This window comes from Massilia varians, assembly GCF_027923905.1.
GTDB lineage: Bacteria > Pseudomonadota > Gammaproteobacteria > Burkholderiales > Burkholderiaceae_D > Telluria > Telluria varians_B.
The window spans coordinates 4,128,051-4,149,751 of record NZ_AP026966.1 but is presented as its reverse complement, the minus strand read 5'-3'; the positions used below and the strand labels follow the sequence as shown (position 1 = coordinate 4,149,751).

The 21,701-nt window shown below is 54.4% G+C and carries 16 protein-coding genes; 4 read left to right on the top strand and 12 right to left on the bottom strand.

The window, feature by feature from the left end; all coding sequences use genetic code 11:
* Positions 1 to 38: 38 nt before the first annotated feature.
* The 7 genes from MasN3_RS18715 to MasN3_RS18685 all read right to left on the bottom strand — a co-directional run bounded on the left by MasN3_RS18715 (position 39) and on the right by MasN3_RS18685 (position 9,006).
* Positions 39 to 1,325, bottom strand: coding sequence for a c-type cytochrome (locus MasN3_RS18715; RefSeq protein ID WP_281909218.1), 1,287 nt, complete (start codon positions 1,323 to 1,325; stop codon positions 39 to 41).
* A 6-nt stretch (positions 1,326 to 1,331) separates the two neighbouring features.
* Positions 1,332 to 2,051, bottom strand: a complete 720-nt coding sequence (locus MasN3_RS18710; RefSeq protein ID WP_281909217.1) for a c-type cytochrome — start codon at positions 2,049 to 2,051, stop codon at positions 1,332 to 1,334.
* A 1,485-nt stretch (positions 2,052 to 3,536) separates the two neighbouring features.
* Positions 3,537 to 4,826 (bottom strand): tyrosine-type recombinase/integrase, encoded by a 1,290-nt coding sequence (locus tag MasN3_RS18705; protein ID WP_281909215.1) that lies wholly within the window; start codon positions 4,824 to 4,826, stop codon positions 3,537 to 3,539.
* 647 nt (positions 4,827 to 5,473) lie between these two features.
* The gene (locus MasN3_RS18700; protein ID WP_281909213.1) at positions 5,474 to 5,782 is read right to left on the bottom strand and encodes a helix-turn-helix transcriptional regulator; all 309 of its coding nucleotides are present in this window, start codon (positions 5,780 to 5,782) and stop codon (positions 5,474 to 5,476) included.
* A 249-nt stretch (positions 5,783 to 6,031) separates the two neighbouring features.
* A complete protein-coding gene (locus MasN3_RS18695) occupies positions 6,032 to 6,796 on the bottom strand; it encodes a hypothetical protein (protein WP_281909212.1) in 765 nt (254 codons plus the stop codon).
* A gap of 1,589 nt (positions 6,797 to 8,385) precedes the next feature.
* The gene (locus tag MasN3_RS18690; RefSeq protein ID WP_281909210.1) at positions 8,386 to 8,694 is read right to left on the bottom strand and encodes a hypothetical protein; all 309 of its coding nucleotides are present in this window, start codon (positions 8,692 to 8,694) and stop codon (positions 8,386 to 8,388) included.
* A 69-nt stretch (positions 8,695 to 8,763) separates the two neighbouring features.
* On the bottom strand, positions 8,764 to 9,006 hold the full coding sequence (locus MasN3_RS18685) for a hypothetical protein (protein WP_281909208.1): 243 nt from the start codon (positions 9,004 to 9,006) through the stop codon (positions 8,764 to 8,766).
* Between the two features lie 415 nt (positions 9,007 to 9,421).
* Here MasN3_RS18685 and MasN3_RS18680 point away from each other — a divergent pair, with 415 nt between their 5' ends.
* On the top strand, positions 9,422 to 10,036 hold the full coding sequence (locus tag MasN3_RS18680) for a hypothetical protein (protein WP_281909205.1): 615 nt from the start codon (positions 9,422 to 9,424) through the stop codon (positions 10,034 to 10,036).
* A 1,124-nt stretch (positions 10,037 to 11,160) separates the two neighbouring features.
* Here the strand turns inward: MasN3_RS18680 and MasN3_RS18675 are convergent.
* From MasN3_RS18675 to MasN3_RS18660, 4 genes are all read right to left on the bottom strand, one after another.
* Positions 11,161 to 11,520 (bottom strand): hypothetical protein, encoded by a 360-nt coding sequence (locus MasN3_RS18675; protein ID WP_281909203.1) that lies wholly within the window; start codon positions 11,518 to 11,520, stop codon positions 11,161 to 11,163.
* 2 nt (positions 11,521 to 11,522) lie between these two features.
* Positions 11,523 to 12,185 (bottom strand): ParA family partition ATPase, encoded by a 663-nt coding sequence (parA, locus tag MasN3_RS18670; protein ID WP_281909201.1) that lies wholly within the window; start codon positions 12,183 to 12,185, stop codon positions 11,523 to 11,525.
* Positions 12,186 to 14,334: 2,149 nt separating this feature from the next.
* Positions 14,335 to 15,246, bottom strand: a complete 912-nt coding sequence (gene repC / locus MasN3_RS18665) for a replication protein C, IncQ-type (RefSeq protein ID WP_281909200.1) — start codon at positions 15,244 to 15,246, stop codon at positions 14,335 to 14,337.
* Complete coding sequence (locus MasN3_RS18660; protein WP_281909199.1) at positions 15,236 to 16,180, bottom strand: AAA family ATPase; 945 nt, start codon at positions 16,178 to 16,180, stop codon at positions 15,236 to 15,238. The genes repC and MasN3_RS18660 overlap by 11 nt, the downstream gene beginning before the upstream one ends.
* Before the next feature lie 171 nt (positions 16,181 to 16,351).
* Here MasN3_RS18660 and MasN3_RS18655 point away from each other — a divergent pair.
* The 3 genes from MasN3_RS18655 (at position 16,352) to MasN3_RS18645 (ending at position 20,265) form a co-directional block, all read left to right on the top strand.
* Positions 16,352 to 17,532, top strand: a protein-coding gene (locus MasN3_RS18655) for an IS3 family transposase (protein ID WP_281907664.1) whose coding sequence is annotated in 2 segments (ribosomal slippage) — positions 16,352 to 16,619 and positions 16,619 to 17,532 — 1,182 coding nt in all. Because the reading frame shifts where the segments join, the coding sequence is not laid out codon by codon here.
* A 569-nt stretch (positions 17,533 to 18,101) separates the two neighbouring features.
* Entirely contained in the window at positions 18,102 to 19,529 is a 1,428-nt protein-coding gene (locus tag MasN3_RS18650; RefSeq protein ID WP_281909197.1) for a sensor histidine kinase, read from the top strand.
* Position 19,530: 1 nt separating this feature from the next.
* Entirely contained in the window at positions 19,531 to 20,265 is a 735-nt protein-coding gene (locus MasN3_RS18645) for a LytR/AlgR family response regulator transcription factor (protein WP_281909196.1), read from the top strand.
* Here MasN3_RS18645 and MasN3_RS18640 read toward each other — a convergent pair.
* Positions 20,238 to 21,496 (bottom strand): IS3 family transposase gene (locus tag MasN3_RS18640; protein ID WP_281909195.1). Its coding sequence is split into 2 segments (ribosomal slippage): positions 20,238 to 21,166 and positions 21,166 to 21,496, totalling 1,260 coding nucleotides; the frame shifts between segments, so codons are not numbered across the junction. The two genes, MasN3_RS18645 and MasN3_RS18640, sit on opposite strands and share 28 nt — an antisense overlap.
* Between the last annotated feature and the right edge of the window lie 205 nt (positions 21,497 to 21,701).

The window sequence follows — 21,701 nt, the reverse complement described above, 5'->3', positions numbered from 1 at the left end:
TCAAGTTCATTTTCTTCGGGCGTAGGCATAGTCATTCCTCATTCAGGCAGCAGGGTGCGCAAATCGTTGACCTGCTTCACGTTTACTGGTGTACCGCTGTTACCCCAAGCGACACGGATGTAGGTTGTCACAGCCGCGACTTCCTCATCATTCAAGATGTGCGCGAAGGGCGGCATTCCATGTGGACGAGGATTTTTCTTGGTCCCTGGTGGATACCCCCCGTTCAAGACTATACGAATCGCGTTGACGGGCGACTCCATCGTGATTGATTGGTTGTTCGCTAGGAGTGGATAGTCCGGAGGCTGACCCTTGCCCTCGGTTCCATGGCACATAGCACACTGGGCTACATACACCTTCCTACCCAGCTCCATCGTCTCAGGATTGACAAGTCGCGCCTGGCTTGTTGGAGGTGGTGAGTTGTCCTTTTGCGGGAGTGCCTTCAGGTAGACAGCCATGGCTTTTGCGTCTTCATCGGTCATGTACTGAAGACTGTTGAACACAACCTCAGCCATGGGACCGTAGACGGTACCGCGGTGAGAAACACCGCCCTGCAGAAGGTCAGTAATTTCCTTGATTGACCAGTTGCCTAGGCCTGCCTCTCTGTTCGACGTTAGCGAAGGGGCGTACCAGTTCTGGTTTGGAATCATGCCGCCTTCAAATGCCTTTGCTTCAGACGAGCCTCCTAGAGCGTTTACAGCGGTATGACACATCGAGCAATGGCCAAGGCCCTTGACCAAATAAGCTCCCCGGTTCCATTCGACAGTCTGCTTAGGGTCGGACTTGAACTCTTCCTCCTTAAAGTACAAGGTGCGCCAGCCGATGAGCAGTTCACGATTGTTGTAGGGGAAGCGAAGCTCGTGTTCCCGGTTCTTCTTCTTAACCGGATTAATCGACATCAGGTAGGCATAGATAGCATCCGAGTCAGCTCGAGTGACTTGGGTATAGGACGGATACGGCATCGCGGGATACATAATCTTCCCGTCGCGCGTTATACCCGAATGCATTGCTCGATAAAATTCGTCGGATGTATAAAGCCCGATACCTGTTTCATCATCAGGTGTGATGTTGGGGACGTGGAGTGCGCCAAACGGAGTAGGCATGGCCCTACCGCCAGCGAAAGCAGGGCCGTTGGGCTCGGTGTGGCAGGCTATGCAGTCACCGAGCCTAGCAAGGTACTCGCCCTTGTTGATGAGCTGAGTTGATGCGTCGAGCTGAGCCGTAGCCGTATTTTGCGGCAGTGTACCTGGCCGAAGGAAGTAAAGAGCGCCGGCTGCAGAGAGGCCGATAGCGCCTAATATGAGAGCGATTCGAGCACTTTTACGCATAGAGACCTACCGTTGGCTGCCACAAGCGAATGGCATTCGAACTAGGTTAGAGGGTTCCGGCGACGTCGTGGTCGGAGGAGTTTGGTGAGCCAAGTAAGCGGCTACGGCAGAGATGTCCTCATCACTAAGACGATTAGCGATACGCTTCATACAGTCGGGCTCAGCAGCCTTGCGCTCTCCGACTTTCCATCGGGTAAGTTGTCCTGCGATATAGGCTGGACGTAAGCCAGCTAATCCAGGTATACCCGGCTCCATTCCTGTAAGAGCCTTTCCGTGACAGGCAATGCATGCGGGAATACCTTTGCTCGCATCACCTTTTACTACTAATGCTTCACCACGCGCCATTGTAGAATTGACAGCAGGGCGCTCCTGAGGAGGATATGCTGGACGCAAAGCAGCGAAGTGCTCCGCCATTTCCTTCAAGTAGGCGTCCGGTAGATACGCTACTAAATAGTTCATTGGTGGATAGTGACGAGTGCCGTTGCGAAACGCGATGAGTTGGTTGTAGAGATAGCCAGCGGGCTTACCTGCTATGCGTGGAAAGTAGCCATTAGCGGTGCCCTCACCCTGCTGGCCATGGCAGGTAACACAGCCTTGAACTCTTGCTTCCATAGAATCGAGCTTCTTGAAAGCGGGTACAGCCTGAGGAGCTTGTGTTTGCCCTTGCGCTGATAGCGCGGTACTGAGGAAAAGTGCGCCTATCCAGGCCTTTGCAACAAATTCCATAAATATGCTCGCAGTCTTACACGTGGACCTAAGTCAATGTGCCAATATCTCTACCAATTTGACGATTTCGATGAATCGTCTAGTAATGTATAGAGAGCGTAATGCAATTTTTTGTGCTTGTTGACGTAACTATATCAAGTTGCGGCCCGCGCACGATTGCTTGGTCAATATTGGTGCAAATCAATAAGAGATAAGATTCCTGTAGGAAAAAATCGTCGCAGCGTAGGTATTATAGTGAAACCATCTGTAGAGTTGTGTCGTCAAAATAAGCACCCGAGGTAACTTATAAGGACTACGGCAGAAGTATGCGCACCATTGCGATAAAGGTGAGAAGAATTGAGGGCAAGAGAAAGAATCATCTGACTTGCTTTATACATCCGCTGGAATAGATTGGCCTAATGAATTTAAAATGTTCTCAGGTCTAGGCACAAGTATTAGTGCTTATTTATGGATGGCGAAAAATTTTGTATATTATCTGCAGCACGTAGCTGAGTTCCGTTATCTATCCAGACCCTAAAAGTATTTGGGTGTGGTCGCGTGCCCACGATAACGAAAGCGATGCCTGAAAGAGCAGGGTTAGCCGCAATAGCATAATTACGTGCCAGAACCTTATCTTCAGAGGATGGGGAAGTACAAGGTTCAAGGTGAGTGTGCCATGTGCGATACAGTGGAGTCCTCGGCTGAAGAGCTCGAGACGTTCTGAAAACGCGGCCTTGGGGGCGAACTGTACTCGTCCTCGGCTGGAACGCCGTGGCTTGAGCAAGCTAGCATGTCCTACACAAATCACTGACCTAGTGAGGTCCCGAGTGTAGAGCTGCCCTACCGATTCAGGCGACGACCATTTCGTCTGGGCATTTGCGTACATAGTGGACGTTGCGTTGGAAGTGAAGACTAAATCCCAACTGGCCCCATCTAATCGGAATCTCATGCAATTATTCATCATAAGCACTTCCTCAAGCGAACGAGTAAGCATCTTTCCATCATGTAGTCCCGCCTTCGCAAGAACTAAGCGTCGGATGCTAAACAGAAGATTAAGAGACTCTAGGAATGCTTTGCTACGAACAGAGCTCCACACTGTAGATGCGGTGAGACCATTGGTCGAGAATGCTGACTACTCGCTCTGCAGTAAAGTCGGCCGCTTGAACGATATCAGCACTTCCATACGGATGGAATCCATCGCTACATGCGGGCAGATGCACACGTACTTGCGCACCAGAGAAGTCAACTGCGTTCACTCGCGCACCGGCTGGGTCAGACGAAGGCCACGGCGCGTCGAGCGTGGTTGCTACTACGTCGGCTGCGGCACAATATGGCTCAACCCAGGCATGGACTACCACTGTAGCGCCTAGCAGCGCTTTGCGCGCGTGAGACAGGAAAATACGAACCGACGACTCGGCAGTGTCGACAACCTTCGCACATGTATTTGCGTCGGCCGGCCAGCTACCGGATTTCTGATAGCTGGCGGGTTTAGTATTCGGTAGCAACCTACAGCGTCAACGGCGCCCCTGTGGTTGGCGTATCGCTGCTGAGAAGACGTGCTTTTGCCGCCTGCACAATACGAGTCGCACGTTTTCGGTTAAGCGTAACCGAAGCCTTGTCGCTTGCCGGAGGCGGCAATTGCATTACTGGGCAGCCTGCCGCTGCGCGGTCCATGGCGTCGAGGACGTCTTGGTTGACGAAATTAACGTAGACCTCCGCCATTTTTGTCGTCTTGTGTCCCAGCACTTTCGCCAGTTGATGGCTCCCCAAGCCCCCACGGGCATAATCAGTTGCACCGATATGCCGCAGGTCTCTAAATTGCAACTTCGGGAGACCCGCTTTCTTGCGGACGCGGTCCCACGCCATGTCAACCGCGTTGGCCGTCATTGGAAATACAAACCCGGACTCGCTGCGGGGCATTGTGCGAAGCACTTGTACAGCACATTGGGAAAGAGGAATAGATACCTCGCCAGTCTTCGACGGTACAACGGCAACTCGTCCATCCAAGTCGATATTTTTCCAGAGCATGCTCAGCAAGCTCTTGCGGCGCATGGTCGTTTCACGTGCGATTTCGACCATCGGCCAGAAGTAGGGATTGTCGCACTCGGAAAGTGCAAACGTTAGTGCTTGCCGCTCTTGCGGCTTAATGACGACAAAACGCATATTTGATTTTCCAAGTTTGATACCGATGCATGGGTTCTTAAACCCGCTCCAGTTCCATTCCTTCGCTGCGAGATTGAACAAATGCTTAAGGAGCGCAATTTCTTTTTGGATAGTACTTTCGCTAAGGCCTTCCTTTTTCATTTCTTTGAACAAGGTACGAATATCCAAGGTAGAGATAGCACTACAGCGTTTGTTCGCCAGTAGCTGAATACACATATATGTCTGTTCACGAGCGGCTCGCCTTGTTACGTTGTGTTTCTGGAAAGCGCTGGGCGGAGCAAGTGACTTGACCTCTGCTAACTTGTATCCGCCCCTGTCCGTCACGACACGTTTAAGCCGCGGATAGCCCGCCGCTTCCAGGTAGCGATTGATACGATTTAGTTCGCTGGCTGCCCCATCCTTCGTTACGGTATGGAGTTCGGCATAGTGCAACAATGCTTCAGCTAGGGTCGCAGTTTTGGGCCCGCCAAGAGCTGGCTCGTGCACGGAGTTAGCATTGGCCCTTTGCTCTGCAATCCAGGCAACGGCATCGGCGTGCATTTCGAAGTCCTCAGCGGGCCGTTTGCCGTTTTCAAGTGTCACTTGCGCGCGCCACCTGCCGCGGAACTTGAATGGTTTTGCGCCCTTAGCCATGGGTCCTCCGGGAGGAAGCGCTCACTGGCGACAACGAGGAGGTCCACTGGGAAGCGAGGGTCGTGAATGGGCGTACTGGCGGAAGGTTGGGTACAGCGAGAGCAGTAAAACAAGGATACATATCGTTGGCCTTTTGCGGTTAAGTAACAACCAGTGAAGCCATCGAATTTATTTTTTTTGAGGCAGAAGCGAAAAATTATTTCGTTCCTGTCTAAGTTTCTGCAGGGCATACAACGGCGGGGCCAAGAGATGCTCGCCGAGCGCCGACAACCGCGCTATCAGCAGCGCTATCACTCAGCCTCTTCACGAGAGCAACTGGCTAGAGTGCACCGACGGAGCCCAGTCGTATCTGATATTGATAGACGCGTCGAGCTGGTTGGTCGTTTGGCACCGCGCTACCAGCGGCGCTATCACCCACTCGCACAGCGAGCAGTTGGGCTCGCGGCCACAAAAGAGGGCCCGGTACATGCTTACAAACACGTCGAGCAGTGTGCCGGTCAGCATTGTGGCCGCTCTGAATTCGCCTCATAATCCCGCAGTTTTGCACTGCGAAGTAACGTTAACGGAGGTGGGCAGTCGCAAGACGCAACCAAGATAGTATGGCGACGCATCGACAGTGGCACCGGCACGGTGCCACTATTTATAGGCTAGCTCGTACGGCTGCTTCTGGACGGTTTTTTTGGCGGTGACCAGGTCAGTTGGGGTGCGAGCGCCTGCGCTAACCAGAGCTCGACAGCGGCCTCAGCCCATTTTGCATTCTTGCCAAGTTTGAGGCCTCGCGGGAACTTCCCGGATTCCATCCACTTTTCCAAGGTTCGCTCAGAGACGCCGAGGCGTTTGATTACGTCGCTTTTTTCGAGCAAAACGATACGAGTAGATGTATGCAGCTTTTCCTCATTGCTGATTCTCTCGCTGCTGCACAGACCGACACTCTGCTGGGGGGCTAGCTTGTTCATACTTGTCCTCAAAAAACGTTACTGGAGGCTTGTATAGCTACAGGTGGCCAAACGTTTATACGTTTTTTAAGTTTTTCCAAAGTATTTTTGGTGTCGCTCTTTCGGTAAGTTGTCGTTGCTAGAATGGCTGGCGCGGGACCACGGCGGCACGAGCACACGGGGTACGCGCTTCGCCTTGGTGTTGGCCAAGGCCCAGCGAATTGGCGGCTCCGCGAATTGAACCTGACAACGCGTCTCGCGCCGTGTGCTTCATTCGGCAGACGGCCTATTCGATGGTTCCTGGTTCCCAAGCATTGATACAACCGTCCGCTCGGAAGTGAAAACTGCGAGAGCTTTATTGACGACTGTCCCCAAGAGCTTCAGGTTGAGTTCTTCATGCCACGCACGCGGAATGTCTGCACTGACGATGAGTGCCTTTTTCTGCCGATTTATGCCTTGGAACCCGGGCACCCTGCGCAGCGACGTCAACAGTTTAACAAGGTATTCCGGCTTTCTTTCTCTGCTTGAGCGAACTCGACCGGCAGCCTTATGAAGAGCATGGCGCCACCGCGCCATGAAGGCATCTTGTAGTACCCAAGTCCAGACGTGGTCAAGGTCGCCATTGCGCCGGCGAACTGGGCGAGAGACCAGTTCGTACTGTTTCTGCCACGGTAGGCGCGTTGAAGGGTTGCGAGCGTCACGCGTACATTTTTCTTCGGCGAGGGTACCGACGCCATCGGTCGCCATGAGCCAGAACAGCCATTCACGGTCTGGTCTCTCCACAGGGTAGCCATCTTTCGGGAAGAGTATGAGGCGTGCGCAGGAGCGGCCCCGCGACCGGTCATTGTCACGCATGCCGCGCGTCGCCAGCACGCGATATTGCCGGTCGAATTTCTCGATGAGTGATAGGACCTTTTCCGCTGGCACTGCGCCTGTCTGGAAGAGATGATAGCCGTGCCCAGCCGTCTCTGCGATGTAGCGCATTGCCGCGGTTTTGGTGACTGCGACCGGTATGTCGTAAATCTTATCTTCCATTTCAGAGCTCCTTGTTAGTTGTTTGCCTTCGTATAGCGACAAGGACACACGGCGAAGATTTCGGCCGAAATAAGGACTGAAATGGCGAAGATTTCGGTGGCTCCAGCCGGAGCCGCATGTTTTCATCCCCTGTGCCGAAGGCACCTAAAAAGAGGCCAAGAAAATTTTTGCGAGAGCTTTTTCGCAGTTCCTATACAAGCCAGGACACTCATTGCAAGTGTTACTGCAGGGCTAGCCACCCTCGAGCCAATTTCATTGGCCTGGGGCGCGCCAACGCCCCCAGAGCCGTACACACAGTTGATGCACTGCTACCTGCTTTAGTCGAGCAGCAAGCAGCAGCGTCGGGACCGCCGGATGCACGTAATTGTGCCCGTCCGGCGATAACGGGCAGTCAGGGAGCGCCACTCCCTGATTGACCCACACGCCATACTCAAGCAAGCAGCGAGAGAGGGCGCGAACGTCTCAAAGGACCACCTCGCAAGAGAGTGGCGCTGCAGGAGCAGTCGGTGTCCGAAAGGGCTCCCGAATGTGAAAGCAGATGAAATCCGAAGCTATGGAGAGACCAGGCTAATCCTGGACTTGTATCGGGGCGCGAAAGCGTCCGCAGGCTACCCACACCTAGAACTCTGCCAGGTATCCGTAAGGAGCTTGGTGCGCATCTCAACTACCGAAGAGATATGTCCGTGAACTCGACAGAGAGCGGCGTAAACGCGGGGCACCATCTTGCGCAAGCAGGATGGGTTCGGGGAGAGCTTAAGGGTGTAATTGCGACTAACGTCGGCAGCAGGGATGCTGTTGGCCAGGCGTTGCATTGGGAGAAAAAGAAAAGGACCGCGAGGTCTTGCCGTGGGATGAGGTGGGTGGTACCCCTCGTCGGTGCGAACTGATGGAACTTGGAAGAAGCGCAAGCGTTTGGGCCTCTTGGCTGCGTGACGGGACACCTTGGTGTTCGCCCGCTGGAAACGGGATTCCATGATTCTTAAGCACGGCTACTTTTTTGTAGATACTCCTTGGTGAAGACGGGAAGGTTGGCCGGTGACGGCGTTGTTGTTGATGGGGCTGACTACCCTTTAGACAGCGCACTATCCGAGATACGGGAAACCGTATCGCGCCGACGGCTGCAAGATGATTAGTGATGGCGCAAGCCAGGCATCAGGAGGATTCGCACGAAAAACCTGCTTGCTTGCTCTTATGGGCGACACGAAAGTCCTAACCGACGCGAAAGGCGTCAACTGTGTGGTTGTATTAGGCTCAGTCCGGACCGCTTGGCGGCGTGTCCGGATTCCGATTCCTTGGCCGGAATACGGAGAGGTTTTGAGCACCTTGGCAGGTGCGGAAAAACAAGAGTACTTTAAGGAATCTGATTAAAACGGGGGTAGCGTTACGCTATCCCCGTTTCCGTAACGGAACGGACCTGACGTTAATGCCCAATATATTGGGCGATTTTGGAAGAGGTTAGGGTCGTGTGCCGTAAATGAAAAAGCGGAATCCGTTGGGGATTCCGCATGAATGAATTCCTTAATCTGGTTGGTTACCACTGGATGTTTCCTGAGACGTCACAACTCTTCTAAATCACCGTCTTCGTCGACTCAATGATGAGTGTGGTGCTCCGACTTGGGAAAGGTGAACGTCCAAGGATTGTCGTCTCTTGCAAGGCGCATTAGGTAGAACTGATAGCTTATAATCAGCCATGCCGTTAGCTCCGAAAAAACTTTCGACTTGTCTTCTTCTGTCGAATCTTCGCAGGCTGTAAACGCCGCTTCAATTCGACTTACTAAAAAGGGAACCGCATCGTCCGGAAGCTCCTTTTCATGGTCCATTTTCTTCGATAATTCTGGGCTGTAGGTGCGCAGGTCGAGAAGTCTTTCAACGATATCTCCAACGTCAAGTGCTCTCATAATTTTTCTCTCTGGAGTTATAAGCGGCCGACCACATCCCGGCATCAGGTGGCGAAAACTGGCGTCTTGCTACGCCCCTGCACAACCCTGCTCGATTATATCTTCCAACGCTCGCAGGTGTTCATCGAAAAAAACCGGACCTGTCCCCAGTACTATACGTTCCACGGCTCTTACTTTGCAGTCCTTCGGGATGCGAACGATATGGCTGATAAGTCGTGTCCTGCCGCGCGCTTGTTTTTTACTTTCGGCTTGGATGAACGCAACCGTGCGCCCCTGCTTGGAAAACTCAAACATCTCAGTTGCAAAGTTCATATATTTTGTCCTTAGAGTCGCAGCACACCGCTGCTAAGATGTATAGCGACAAGGTAAGAATATATGCGAAGATTGTCGCAAATAGTCGCCGAGACTGCTTGAAAATAAGATTTATGAAATCAATGCCGATAAATATTGTTTGAGCCGGTATGTCGTATGGGGAGAAATACCGTTATAACGGTATTAGTCATTAGGACAGTTTGAAACGTATGTTCGACGCGGAAGTGTGCGAATTTCTCGCGCTGTGATGACAGGAATCAGGCGTTAGCCCTAGAGGTGTGCCGCTTTACCGTCAAGCTGTATTTTTGAAGTGTGGCAGATATGCGGCTAACCAGTGCAGCTGTTGACGAATGTGCGCAACTAAACTATAGTTTTATTTTGCCTTGCTAATAATAATTATAAGGAGGTCGGTCTTATGTCGGACGCTGAGTCGAATGCACGCTGCATCGAAGCTGTTAAGCTTACGATTCGTTTTGTGCTGTTAAACTGCATACAGCTTGGTATGTTTTTGCTGGGGATTTGTGCCTTTTTTGGTAAAGGATTTGACCCGGGAGTCAACGTTGGGCTCGCGATTGTGGTTTTATATTTTACGGTAGCCTATAAGTGTTACGGCCGCGGTAACAGAGCATCGCTAATCATTGCGGGACTAGCAGGTGTGACTGCGACTGGTGCGGCTGCTGCCACGTACAGCAATAACGATGGCGAATGGGACTCGGAGTCGAACTCTTCAACCGGATTCGTAATGGCGGACCTGGATGCGATGGAGGACCACAACGGCGTTGATATGAACTCAGGTATGATGTCAGGCAGCGATGTTTCGATGTCAGATGATTTTCATCACAGCGTCAACCCTGCGAATTTACTGCCGATGATAAATGATGTGGTAGACATCCACGGGAACATGTATGGGACCACTTCTGTGGATGACATGATGAACTCTAGCGCTTCCACGTCTGATGACTGCTTCTCTCATAGCTCGTTCGATAGTGGCTTCCATAGTCCTACATTTGACGATGACTGGAACAAATGAGCCGACCGGGCATAAAGTGTCAGGAAGCTAGAGTACGAAGCAGAAACAGCGATTCCTCTTTTCATGCCTCCCCGTGCTTCGTTACTGTTTCAGCAGGGAGCTATCGAGGACCATCTTACTGGCGTTATCATGTCGGCATTGGACGTTGTTCGTTCGGCGTCGGCGTCCGGTCGCGGCGCCACTTTGACATGGCAAAGCTGGTCTGGTTCTCCTAGCGCGAGGCCAGTACCGTATAGCACTTGGCTGACCATCAGCATGCCTATCGCCGATTCGTTCAGTTATCAAAATTGTCCGTGACGCGGCCGTAAATGGTTTTCCTCGACGTCGCTGCGAGAGTTGCCGGCACTTCATATCCGAAGTTTGAATCAAAGTTGAACGCGTGAACGCCATCACTTCACTAAGAGCCACCCAGTCCGTTGAAGCTTCCAACGGCGGAGACCGCTGTGGCGGGTGAGGCGATGAGTGCATCCATTGTCGGCGTGCTGCCCTTGGTACGGAGGCGAGGCAATCGAAATCTGAATAATAGTCGCTGGCCCAAGTGTCGGGCGCCTGCACTCCCGCCGGGGTAAATGCGCGGCGGTCCCCACCATCATCCAGGCGACCAGCGTAAAGTTGCTCGGAACTGAGGGCAGTCAGTGGCGTTGACCACGGTTGCAAGGCCGGTTTTTTGGCGTTCGTAGCGATTTGGCCAGCGTTGATACCGGACCTTGGCTGCGTGCGGGGCGGAGTGCAGGGATACTGATACTACGCGCCGAATCGCGAGAGCCGCCGAGCAATAGCGCATTGCCTCTGTTATGAACTGTCGGAACTCCTTTCATTATTGAAGAAGGTTAATGTACTGCCAGATGTGCTGACCTCCCTATGGCGCCGTCGACTAAGCTGATGAGCGCCGCGGAAGTCATCAGTTCTCAGCGGTTAAGGAAGTTGGCGCGGCATTAAGCGTTTATACGGTATCTCGAAATTGAACTGTATGCCGCGTACGACAGGTTCACCACAGCGGGTTTACCGAATTCAATGCAAATCGGTGCGAAAAATGCTGACTTTCGGCGCGACCTTGAAAAATACCGTTGCGTTGAAAAATACCGTCATAACGCAGCAGCACGTTATAACGGTATGTGAATGAGTTATTTTTTCCTGCCCGGTAATATTTTCTCGAGCTGGTCGAGGGCCTGTATCAAATCCTGGCCTTCAAGCAGATGCAAGACCTGCAATCCGGCGCGAATCACCTCACTTTTGCTCGTTGAAATTCGTCCCTCTTTTGCTGCGGTGCGACGCACTGCGTCGATGAGCGCGTAGTCGCTAGGAGGCAACGAAAACGTATCCCGCACCACCAAGGATTTCTGCGGCGCCGGTACTGGCTCGGGAGTGGGGGGCAACGTTTTGAGGAGAATCGAGTCTGCTTTCGCGAACCGGTCCTCCAATGCCTGGTCTTGATGTGCGACCGTCGAACGAAGAGTGTTGTTATCGAACATTTTTTTCGTCATGGTCACTCCCCTAGCAAAGTCAGCACTTCGTTGGCCAAGGCGCGAACCTCATCGGCAGCCGGCTTGGCGTCTCGGCCTAACGCGGACATCGATAGGCCGCTCACGACGGCCTCTTGGTAAGCGGTCCGATTCGTCAACCTCGAGGACATCAACGGAATTCCGAACTCGGCCAGTTCACGCATGATTGCATTCGATAATGACGTCCGAACGACCCGGTTGGGCAAGATGCGGGCTACCAAGGCCGGATTTAAATTCGCTCCCCGCTCGATAAGGCGTATGGCCCCCAAACAGGCCCACACATCGGCGGGCGAGGGCGGCGTTGGAACGATGACCAAATCGGCGATGAGAATTGCGGACTGCGGACTTAACGAATCTAATCCCGGTGGACAGTCGACAATGATGAAATCGTAGTTCTCCAATTGCTTTTGGATTTCTCGATGCACCTTCCCTGCGTACGCTGATAGATTTACTACCGCAGCTGGAAATGGTTTGCCTTCTGGTGCAGCGTTTGCCCAAGCGGACGCCGAGGCTTGGGCATCGCAATCTGCCACGAGAACTCGGTATCCTCGCTCCGCAAGTTCGGCGGCAAGGACCATGCTGGTCGAAGTTTTTCCGACCCCACCCTTTGGGTGGGTCACTGCGATTATGCGTGCTTGTTTCTGCATACGTGTTTCCTTTTTATTGACAGTTCAATCGGTTAGAACGGTGGTATTCGTTCTACTGACATGTAGCGGAATGGATTTATATCGGCGACGAAAAAATGAGTCTGAGTAGTGCCGGCCGCCGGGCAGTGCGAGTACTCGCAGTGGGCAGTGTCAGAGTGCGACGGTGCGCATAACGATGTGCTGCAAATCATGCTCGCTTTGTGGCCTTAGAACGTATAGCGAACGCGCAGTGCAAACAGCGATGGCGATGTCAAATTTTTGAAACGAGCGACGAAGGAGGCCATTGATGGACTGCGTGGAACAGGCTGTCTTGGTGGTGCCGGCGATAGGGAACAGGAGCGTCCGCTACCAGCGTCGGCACATCATGAGAATTATTGCGATACAACCCGCATGACGGGATAGCACAATTCGTTGGATATATTAGATAAACGGTTTGTCCCACATTATTTTATGGATTTGTCGCGTATGTCGATGTCAGCGGCAGGCCGACTCCGGAGCGGTGCTTGCACGCTGTTAATTCGGTGAGCGCCGCTGCGCGACCTAGCTCACTGAGGAGTCGCGCCCGCTATGAGTGGAGGCGCAGGAAGCGGCGCAGGCGTCATAGGACTGAGGAAGTGTCATCTAAGATGACAATGGGCGCGGAACGCCATAAGCGGCCGGAGCTATCGTGCGAGACGCAGCCCACAACCGTTGGCCAAGGAGCGGCAGGTGCCGGCGGCCGACGCTGGAATTTGCAACTGGACTGGATGGCACACGGCGTCTCCCTGTCCAAGTTCGGTTGAAGCTCGTCGCGGCATCGATTGTGCCAAGGGTTCGCAGTACTGCCGGACGCCCTTGGACAACTGCGCGTGAGCGCCACTTTCATATTTTTTTAAGATAAGTTTTTTAGGAGAAGTCGGCCCGACTTCCGTTGCCAGGCAAGCCCGCTTTTCCAAGCGAGGACTGCGCTATAGGCGCGGACCGAAGCGTCGTCTATAGTTATTCCTAGTGGGGGTCCGGTAGTGAGCCTGTGACCGCAATTTCGGAGTGGTTTTTTCCTGTGTTTTGTGCGTTTTTTTGCCGTCGTCGATAGTTCCCAGCGTGCGGCGATAGTTCCCGGTTTTGTCGTCGATAGTTCCCAGACTTTTTCTCCGAGGCTTGCATCCCTCTTTGAGAGAGGGGGTGTAATTCCGTCGGCGTTGCAAGTAGTCCTCCATAGTTGCGTTTGATGGGGGCGACGCCGCAGCGGCGCTGGGACGAGATTTCGGGGGACGCGGCCCCTGGGACAACTGTGCGTCAGCGCACTTTCATATTTTTAGTACAAGTTTTTGGAAGAAGTCCGGGCCCGGCCTCCGTTGCTAGGCAAGCCCGTCTTTTCCAAGCGAGGACAGTGCCCCGTGGGCGCAGCCCGCAGCGTCGTCGATAGTTACTCCTAGTGGAGAGCCTCCGGTGACCCGGCGGCTGATATTTTGGAGTGATTATTTCCTATGCTTTGCGTTTTTTACCGTCGTCGATAGTTCCCAGCGCGGCGATTGTTCCCGGTTTTATCGTCGATAGTTCCCACTCCCTTATCCACTTCCGATATCGCCTTTCGTTGACCGTCACGTGTTTTCCGATGACGTCTGCGGAGCGGCGCCGCCAGATGGGCCTTTACGGTAGCGTAGTGGGAGCGGTCGGCCGGGGCGTGGACGGAGCATATCGGTGGAAATAACAGGCCCGAATGCGGGGCGTTCGGTTTCGCGTTGACAGTGGCGTTGAGAGTGAGCCAAGTCACCACGGCGTTCTTGCCCAACGGCCGTAGCGCTCAGCGGCCGGTAGGTAAAGCACGGGTGCCACACCCGGCACGACCGCTATGCGCGGGTCAGTCAACCATGCGCTCTATCGCCGGCGCACGGCAATCCGTCGTTGGCCTTTGTAGTGGCGCTCGCCGGACACGTGTGTGGATGCTTCGCGCCCATTGCACGTAAGAGGTCTTGTCTGAATCAACGAGCCGTTCGCGCCTGCCGTTTGGCACGATATTTTCGACAGCTACTTCGTTTGAGGAGAAGGACGAACCCGCATGTCGTTGCTAGGTCTGCGGGCTCCCCGCGTATCACGACCCGCGCACAGATAAAGGGCGCAGCGATAGCTGCGCCCTTTAAAGCCCGGGCGAAATCGCCGCCGCGACGCGTCACCGGAGGCAAGTTGTCTCTAAAGCCGAGGGTGTCGTTTCACGTCTACTAAGGCTCCGTTGCGTGCGTCCATCATCAGCTGTTTTGCTGAGGACAGTCCTCTCGTCGATACGCGTGATTTCGACCTGACCGCAAGGAAGCAAAGCGCAGCGCCACGAGGGCAACTGGTCAATTGCGAGCAGCGCGCGACGGAGTTTCTCGATTCTGCTGCGCCGTGTACTGCCCATGGCTTTGCCGCTCCAGATATGCGCCTGCAGCTTGTCAATCGTATGGCGCCGAGTTGAGCCAGCCCGCATGGAACCGCTGAGGTAAGCATGCAGGGCCTTGGCCGATTCGTCCGGCAGCTTGTTGCGTTCATCGAGCGAGATTTTGATAAATTGCTGCCCGTAGATAGCATTTGTTGCTCGTCGGTTAAGCGCAATAATTACACCGTTATCATCGCCAAGAATCCAGGACAGTAGCCTCGATTGATACTCGATTCCGTCACGGCATTCCCAAACAGTAGTTTCCGCCAGCCGTTTGACAGCAGATTTGATGCTCGTGATATTTTTCCCGCTATGGACACTGTAGCCGGCTGCAATTTCAATTTTTCGCCAATGTGCTTTCACGACGGCGACGTCAGATTGTGGGCCCACGCAAGATAGTTGATTAAAGAGCTTCGCCTTGTCGCCTACTGCACTATTCGGGTTGATGGAAAACGGCTGTTGCCCCGCGATGGATAGCAGTGCCAGTAGTACCGATTGCTCCGGAATTCCCAACGCATCAGCGCCGCGCCATTGCAGCGTGGAGGTACCGAACTTGAAGGTAACGTCGAGTTTCGCCCGGGGCGATTTCTTCAACACTAAGAACACCGGAGCAATGGCCAGCGCCGGCTCTTGGATGGCAAACTCAAAACGCATTTCACCAGTCATAGACTCTCTCCTTGGCGGAGCGTTCTCCCGCGTTATCGCTGTCCTGACCGCTATGTCGGGTGGTAGCCGATGCCCCCTTCAAATTCGTGTGTGTCAGCACTCCGCCCTCGAGTCGCCTCAACCAAACCGTCGGTTCCGGGGCGATGTAGTTTGCCTTGGCGAAATCGAGGCGGGCAAACGATTTGTGCTGTCCCGAAACCCGATGCTTTTGCGCTTCTTTCTCGGTCATGCCTGACAGATTGACTTGCCAACGCACGGCGTCTGTAAGCGCGCTTGAGCCGCGCGATGCTGCCGCTAATTCTCTGACGTCGTTGAATACGGCCCCTTTGGCTACGTGATGCGCTGCAATCACGGCGGCCCCGGTGTGTTTCGCCAACGCCTCGAGAAGTTGGACTATGTGGGTCATCGCGGAAGAGCTGTTCTCCTCGCCGTCATGAAGGCGGCGAAGTGGGTCGATGATGATTAGTCGTGCTCCTGCGCCGAAATGGCAAAGGGTCTTATAGAAATCGGTGGTCGCGCCATTGTTGACGAGAGCTACCGACTGTCCTGCGGCCGGAACCAGCAGTAGATTCTTTTCTAGCAGAGCTGCGAAGTCGCTGTCCGCGGCCACGGTCGGGACCCAAGATTTCTGACGTTGGATGTCCGTCCATTTTTTTATTGCATGCAGGCGAATGCGAAGGATGTCGGACGACTCCTCGGCCGCGATGAGCACGACGCGCGCCGGCGCGCTGCGCGGCGTCAGCGGGTTGTCGAAAACGGGCGAGCCTGTCGCCACTGCCACTCCCAGTTGGGTGAGCAACATCGTTTTCCCAACTCCCCCTGGCCCGACCACTGTGCCTACGGACCCGGCTGTTAACCCAGGGAGTACGAAATCAAGCACAGGTGCGTTGGCGCCGAGAGTGGCGCGGATGTCCAACGGAATTATCTTCTTCATTCTAGGCCCCCTCGTCGGTTTTCGACATGGCTGTCGAGCCAGTTATCGATATCCGACTGCCGCCAGCGCAGCAATCGTGTACCTGGGATATGGAGGCGAGGCGGAACAGCCATGAGGTACGCTGATTTTTTCGGACACTCTTGTTTGGTAAAGTTCACCAACGGAGCCTTTATGAAGACATTGAAGAAGACGTACACCCCGGAACTCAAGGAAGAAGCCGTGAAGCTGGTGCTGGCGCAGGGTTTGTCCATTGAGCAGGCAGCAGCACGAGTAAGTATCCCAAAAGGGACGCTGGCCAATTGGGTAGCAGCCGCCAAACGCGGGCCGGCCGCAACAGCAGCCCCTGGAAGCCGCTCTGTGGCCGAGCTGGAAGCGGAGAACGCGAAGCTGCGCAAGCAGCTAGCCCAGGCAGAGATGGAGCGGGACATCGTAAAAAAAGCGGCGGCGTACTTTGCGCAGGAGTCGCTGCCAAGTACGCGTGGATAAAGACAATGCGACTCGATTTCCCTGGCTATCCTGTGAAGCTGATGTGCCAGGTATTGGACGTCTCGCGCAGCGGCTACTACAACTCGCTGCAGGCCAAGCCATCGACACGCGAGCAGGAAGACGCTCGGTTGAAAATCCTGATTACGGCAGTGCATCGGCAAACCCGAGAGACCTACGGGGTGCCTCGGATAAAGCACGAGCTTGCTGCACAGGGCCATGAAGTTGGTCGCGACCGTGTGCGCCGACTTCGCCAGGAGCTCAATCTGCGCTGCAAACAACGGCGCAAATTCATCGCAACGACAAACTCGAATCACAACCTTCCCATCGCTGAGAACTTGCTGGAACAGCGGTTCGCGCCGAACAGGCCTGACGAAGTGTGGGTGACCGACATCACCTATATCTCCACTGCCGAAGGCTGGCTGTATCTTGCCGGCGTAAAGGACGTTTTTACCTGCGAGATCGTCGGCTACGCGATGGGCGAGCGCATGACGCAGGAGCTGACGACGCAGGCCTTGTGGCGCGCCGTGAGCCACAAGCGGCCGGCGCCAGGGCTGATCCATCATTCGGACCGTGGAAGCCAATACTGCGCCCATGCCTATCAGGAGCTGGTGGCGCAGTTCGGCATGCGCGCGTCGATGTCGCGCCGCGGGAACTGCTATGACAACGCGCCGATGGAGAGCTTCTGGGGCACGCTGAAGAATGAGCTTGTTCATCATCGCCGCTATGCCACCCGTGCTGAGGCAAAGGCCTCGATTCAGGAATACATCGAAATTTTCTACAACCGACAGCGGCGCCATTCCCGCATCGGCTTTGTTCCGCCAGCGTTGTTCGCCGAATCCTTCAGCGAACAGCCGCAGGCGGCTTAAGACGAGCGTGTCCGTTATTGACAGTACACCTCACCAGCCGATTTCGTTTCAAGTCCTTCTTAATCGTTTCGGGACTGCGACCGAGCAGGGTTGCAAGTTCATCCAGGTCCAACAGTTTCTTTTCCATCAAAAAAGCTCCTTATGTGTGTAGCAAGGCGACGTTCCTCCTGAAGCCTGGCGATGCCAGGACGTGCCTCCAAATGACATACCGTCGGAGCAATGTATGAACCGGATTTATATGAGCTAAGGATTGTTAGAAAGTACGAAGACCGGCAGGCTGTGGGATTAATAACATTGTTATTTTGGCTAGAGCCGATGCCGCAACGACTGTTGTGGCGGCATTGCTAGACCGGCGCAGAAAACGACATCGAAATGAGCAGGAGCAGTATCGAGCCGAACCCTGCCTTTTGTTTGGTTGATTGGAGAGCTATAATCATTGTTATTTGGCACCAATCAGCCGACCTTCGGGTCCTGGCTCTTTTCAAGGACCTGCTGTGCTACCCGGCGAAATATCCTCTCGACCTCCAGAGCTGCTATTCACTCGCGCCCCGCTAGGGATAGTTAGCGCATTGCACCGCATTGTCCCATCGGCTCTTCTCATCCTTGGATTGGTAGTCAGCTTCGTTCTTGCAACGAAATCCCCGCTTCTTCCCGTATTCATTGTGTTCTGGGCTACGGTTCAGTTGGCGTACTTCAGGCAGAGCTACTGTGCAAAGTTGATAGACCGTAATCTTTTAGCATTCCTGGCCAAGTTACAGCTCCAGTCGATGCTGAAAATCCTTACGCACATCGGCGCTATCCTCGTGGTAACGATATTCTGCGACTATTTGCTACAAAATCCTCTGACACCCGAGCATTTATCGGAAAAAGCTGTGGAGGACGTTATCGTTAATCGAGTCCAGAACTTTCTCAAGCTTGCACTGGTATGGAGTGTCGTGATTTCGGCCTGGCGGTTCGTCCGACTCAAACGAATGGGTTACAACATTGACGAGATTGCTAAAGGCAGTTACTGCGACCTCCTTGTAACCATTCCGGCAGCCAGTGCCGCTGTGGAAGCTGCACTTGCTCTTCGACTTCAGCAGCTGCAGTTCGATAAGGCTCCCCGGTTCACTCGGCGGTTGCTTGAATCGCGGCCGCGCACTCGGCAAAGCGGCGCGAATGAGACGTCCTTACAGCTGACGTGGCCGCTATGCCCGACCACTGTCGAGCTCTACTTAAGCCGGGTGGAAACCGGAACACAAGTTCGGCTCCGATGCAGCTTACGAAAAGGGCTCTACCGATTTGAGGTATTTCCGGCACCACAGGAGGTAACCGCCTGTCTAAATTTCCTTCGCACTAACCTGGTAGACGCGACGGACAACGAAATGCGCCTGGCTAACGCTTTGCGTAAGCAGGATGAATTCAAGCATCTTGCGGTCGAGGCCCAGCTACGCATGCTGCAGACTCAAATTGAGCCCCACTTCCTCTTCAATACGTTGGCCAACGTGCAGCAGATGTACCGCGAGAATATTGACGAGGGCGAGGAGATGCTCAATCACCTGACCGCCTACTTCCGCGGCGCTGTGGAGGGTTTCCGCTCCGACCGCTCGACCGTTGCGAAAGAAATGGAGCTCTCGCAGCGCTATCTAGCGATTATGAGGGCGCGCATGGGCGACCGGCTATCCTTTTTATTTGACGCGATGGAGCACGTACGTCACCATCCATTGCCGCCGGCAATGCTCATCTCCTTGGTTGAGAACGCTATCAAGCACGGTATCGCGCCAAATGCAGGCGGCACCGTAGAAGTTCGAGCTTTACAGGTAGGGGATGTCGTGCGTCTGGAGGTGTCAGATGACGGCGCAGGGTTCTCAAGCGTGGGCGGTACCGGTACAGGGCTTACGAACCTCCGTGACCGCCTGGATGCGCTTTACGGCCCACGCGCGTGGCTCGAAATCGACGCCGGAAAGAATGGCGGGTTCAAGGCGAGCATTGTGCTCCCATTTGAAGGGTTAGCTTGAGATGACGACTGCCATTATCGCTGACGACGAACCCCTCCTTCGCCGCCGGCTCCGCGGATTACTTGAGGCATACTGGCCAGACTTGAAAATTTTGGGTGAGGCGGGCGACGGTGCCGAGACCTTGGCTGCCGTTAGCCAGTGGAGTCCCGACATTGTTTTTCTCGACATCCAGATGCCAAAGCTTTCCGGCATCGAGGTTGCGCATGCGATACGAAGCAAAGCTCATATTGTGTTTCTCACGGCGCATTCTGAGCATGCCGTCGATGCATTCAGCGTGGCGGCTGTCGACTATCTCCTCAAACCGTTGCAGCCAGGGCGTCTTGTCGAGACAATCGAACGGCTGAAGTCAGCAACTAGCTCCACTATGGAGCAACCTCCGCCATTGCGTCCGCTTGAACTTCCGCACAAGTACCTTACCTGGATTCAAGCATCTGTTGGCACGTCCTTACGACTCATCACCGTGAAGGAGATTGTATACTTTCAGTCAGATTCCAGATACACCCGAGTTGTCACATCAGTAGGAGAGCACTTTGTACGCAAGACTATTAAAGAACTCACCGACGAACTCAATCCGGAAGACTTCGTTCAAATTAGTCGGGGCTGCATTGTAAATCTGCACAATATTGACACTATTACCCGATTGGAAGGGCAGATGAAAATTCACTTGAAAGTGATCTTGCCCCGCTTTTCCCGGACACAGCCTGATGCCTATTTAGCGTCAGTTTCCAGAGCCTGACGGCGTCGCTCTTTTCTAAACATGCGCGGCGATTTGTAGCCGAGCGCCGAATGCGGATGCACCTCGTTGAAGTGCCTGAAGGCGTCGGGCAACTGGGCAAGCACGACAGCGCCGCTACTGCGGTCCATGCAACCGACGTAATCGCGTTTGAACGTGTTCACGAAGCTCTCTGCCATGCCGTTCGACTGCGGGCTGTTCACTGGGGTATGCACTGGCTTGATGCCCAGCTCATGGGCCAGGGCATGCGTTTCGATGGCCCGGAAAGCTCCGCCATTGTCACTCAAGAATTCAACAGTAATCGCGCGCTCGTCCGTGCTGCCAAAACGCGTTTCCACAGCCTCGATCATCATGTCCCGCACCGGTTCACCAGGCAGTCCTCGGCCGACCCAGGCACGCCAGGCGATGATCTCGCGGTCGCAGCAGTCCTTCATGAAAACACCAGTCACGACTTCGCCGTTGTCGCAGGCGATCTCGAAGCCGTCCGAGCACCAGCGCTGGTTCGATTCCTCGACCATCACTTTGCCATCGTGAGCACGGCCGCTATCACTACGCCTAGGCGATTTGGGCAGCAGCAAACCCTGCTGCTTCATCACACGGTACATGCGCTTGTGGTTCACGGGGCGCAGGCCCATCAGGCTGCGCGTGCGGTTCACCAGGGCGCCGGCACGACGATAGCCGTAAGTCGGCAGTGCCGTGATCTCGGCGCGTACGGCGTCGGCAATCATCGCGTCAGCTACTGGATCAAGCTTGGCGACGGTGCGCTTGTCGACCCAGTCTGCAGGTCGGGCAAGCAGGTCAGTCACGTGCGAGCGCGCTACACCAAGGACAACGCAGACAGGCTTTACTGCCCGTCCTTGTCCAATAAGGGTGAGCGCGCAATCCACTTTTTTTCGCGAGCCAGCTCGACCGCTTCACGCAGGATCTCCGCCTCCATCGTCTTTTTGCCCAGCATGCGCTGCAGTTGCGCGATCTGGGCGCGTGCCGCTGCCAATTCGCTCGCCGGCACGACCGATTCACCTGATTGCACCGCGACCAGGGCGCCTTCCCGTTCGAGCTTGCGCCAGTTGAACAGCTGGCTGGCACTGATGCCGTGCTTGCGGGCCACCAGCGATACGCTCATGCCCGGCTCGTACGTTTCCTTGACCAGCGCAGCCTTTTCCTGCACTGACCAGCGGCGGCGTCGCTCTTCCGACACCGTCACGACTTCGATGGTTTGCTTGTTACTAGTCATATTCACAGTCTTATTCCTATCCGTAAGGATACAGCATCGACTGTGTCTGGTGAATCAAGGGGCTATCTCAAAAGGCTCGACCGAGTGCTTAGCGGTGAGTTCAGGATATCAGGCCGCGTTTAAACAGATGTAGCATTCACAGTTCGATACTTGTCAGATGGATTGCTACGCGACAATCCTCTCCCATTGCACGATAACCGCATCA

Bases quoted from the DNA above. Each gene is read 5' to 3' on its own strand.
- parA (WP_281909201.1), bottom strand. From the start codon at position 12,185: ATGCAGAAACAAGCACGCATAATCGCAGTGACCCACCCAAAGGGTGGG.
- MasN3_RS18645 (WP_281909196.1), top strand. From the start codon at position 19,531: ATGACGACTGCCATTATCGCTGACGACGAACCCCTCCTTCGCCGCCGG.
- repC (WP_281909200.1), bottom strand. From the start codon at position 15,246: ATGACTGGTGAAATGCGTTTTGAGTTTGCCATCCAAGAGCCGGCGCTG.
- MasN3_RS18700 (WP_281909213.1), bottom strand. From the start codon at position 5,782: ATGAACAAGCTAGCCCCCCAGCAGAGTGTCGGTCTGTGCAGCAGCGAG.
- MasN3_RS18685 (WP_281909208.1), bottom strand. From the start codon at position 9,006: ATGAACTTTGCAACTGAGATGTTTGAGTTTTCCAAGCAGGGGCGCACG.
- MasN3_RS18705 (WP_281909215.1), bottom strand. From the start codon at position 4,826: ATGGCTAAGGGCGCAAAACCATTCAAGTTCCGCGGCAGGTGGCGCGCG.
- MasN3_RS18710 (WP_281909217.1), bottom strand. From the start codon at position 2,051: ATGGAATTTGTTGCAAAGGCCTGGATAGGCGCACTTTTCCTCAGTACC.
- MasN3_RS18695 (WP_281909212.1), bottom strand. From the start codon at position 6,796: ATGGAAGATAAGATTTACGACATACCGGTCGCAGTCACCAAAACCGCG.
- MasN3_RS18715 (WP_281909218.1), bottom strand. From the start codon at position 1,325: ATGCGTAAAAGTGCTCGAATCGCTCTCATATTAGGCGCTATCGGCCTC.
- MasN3_RS18680 (WP_281909205.1), top strand. From the start codon at position 9,422: ATGTCGGACGCTGAGTCGAATGCACGCTGCATCGAAGCTGTTAAGCTT.
- MasN3_RS18690 (WP_281909210.1), bottom strand. From the start codon at position 8,694: ATGAGAGCACTTGACGTTGGAGATATCGTTGAAAGACTTCTCGACCTG.
- MasN3_RS18675 (WP_281909203.1), bottom strand. From the start codon at position 11,520: ATGACGAAAAAAATGTTCGATAACAACACTCTTCGTTCGACGGTCGCA.
- MasN3_RS18660 (WP_281909199.1), bottom strand. From the start codon at position 16,180: ATGAAGAAGATAATTCCGTTGGACATCCGCGCCACTCTCGGCGCCAAC.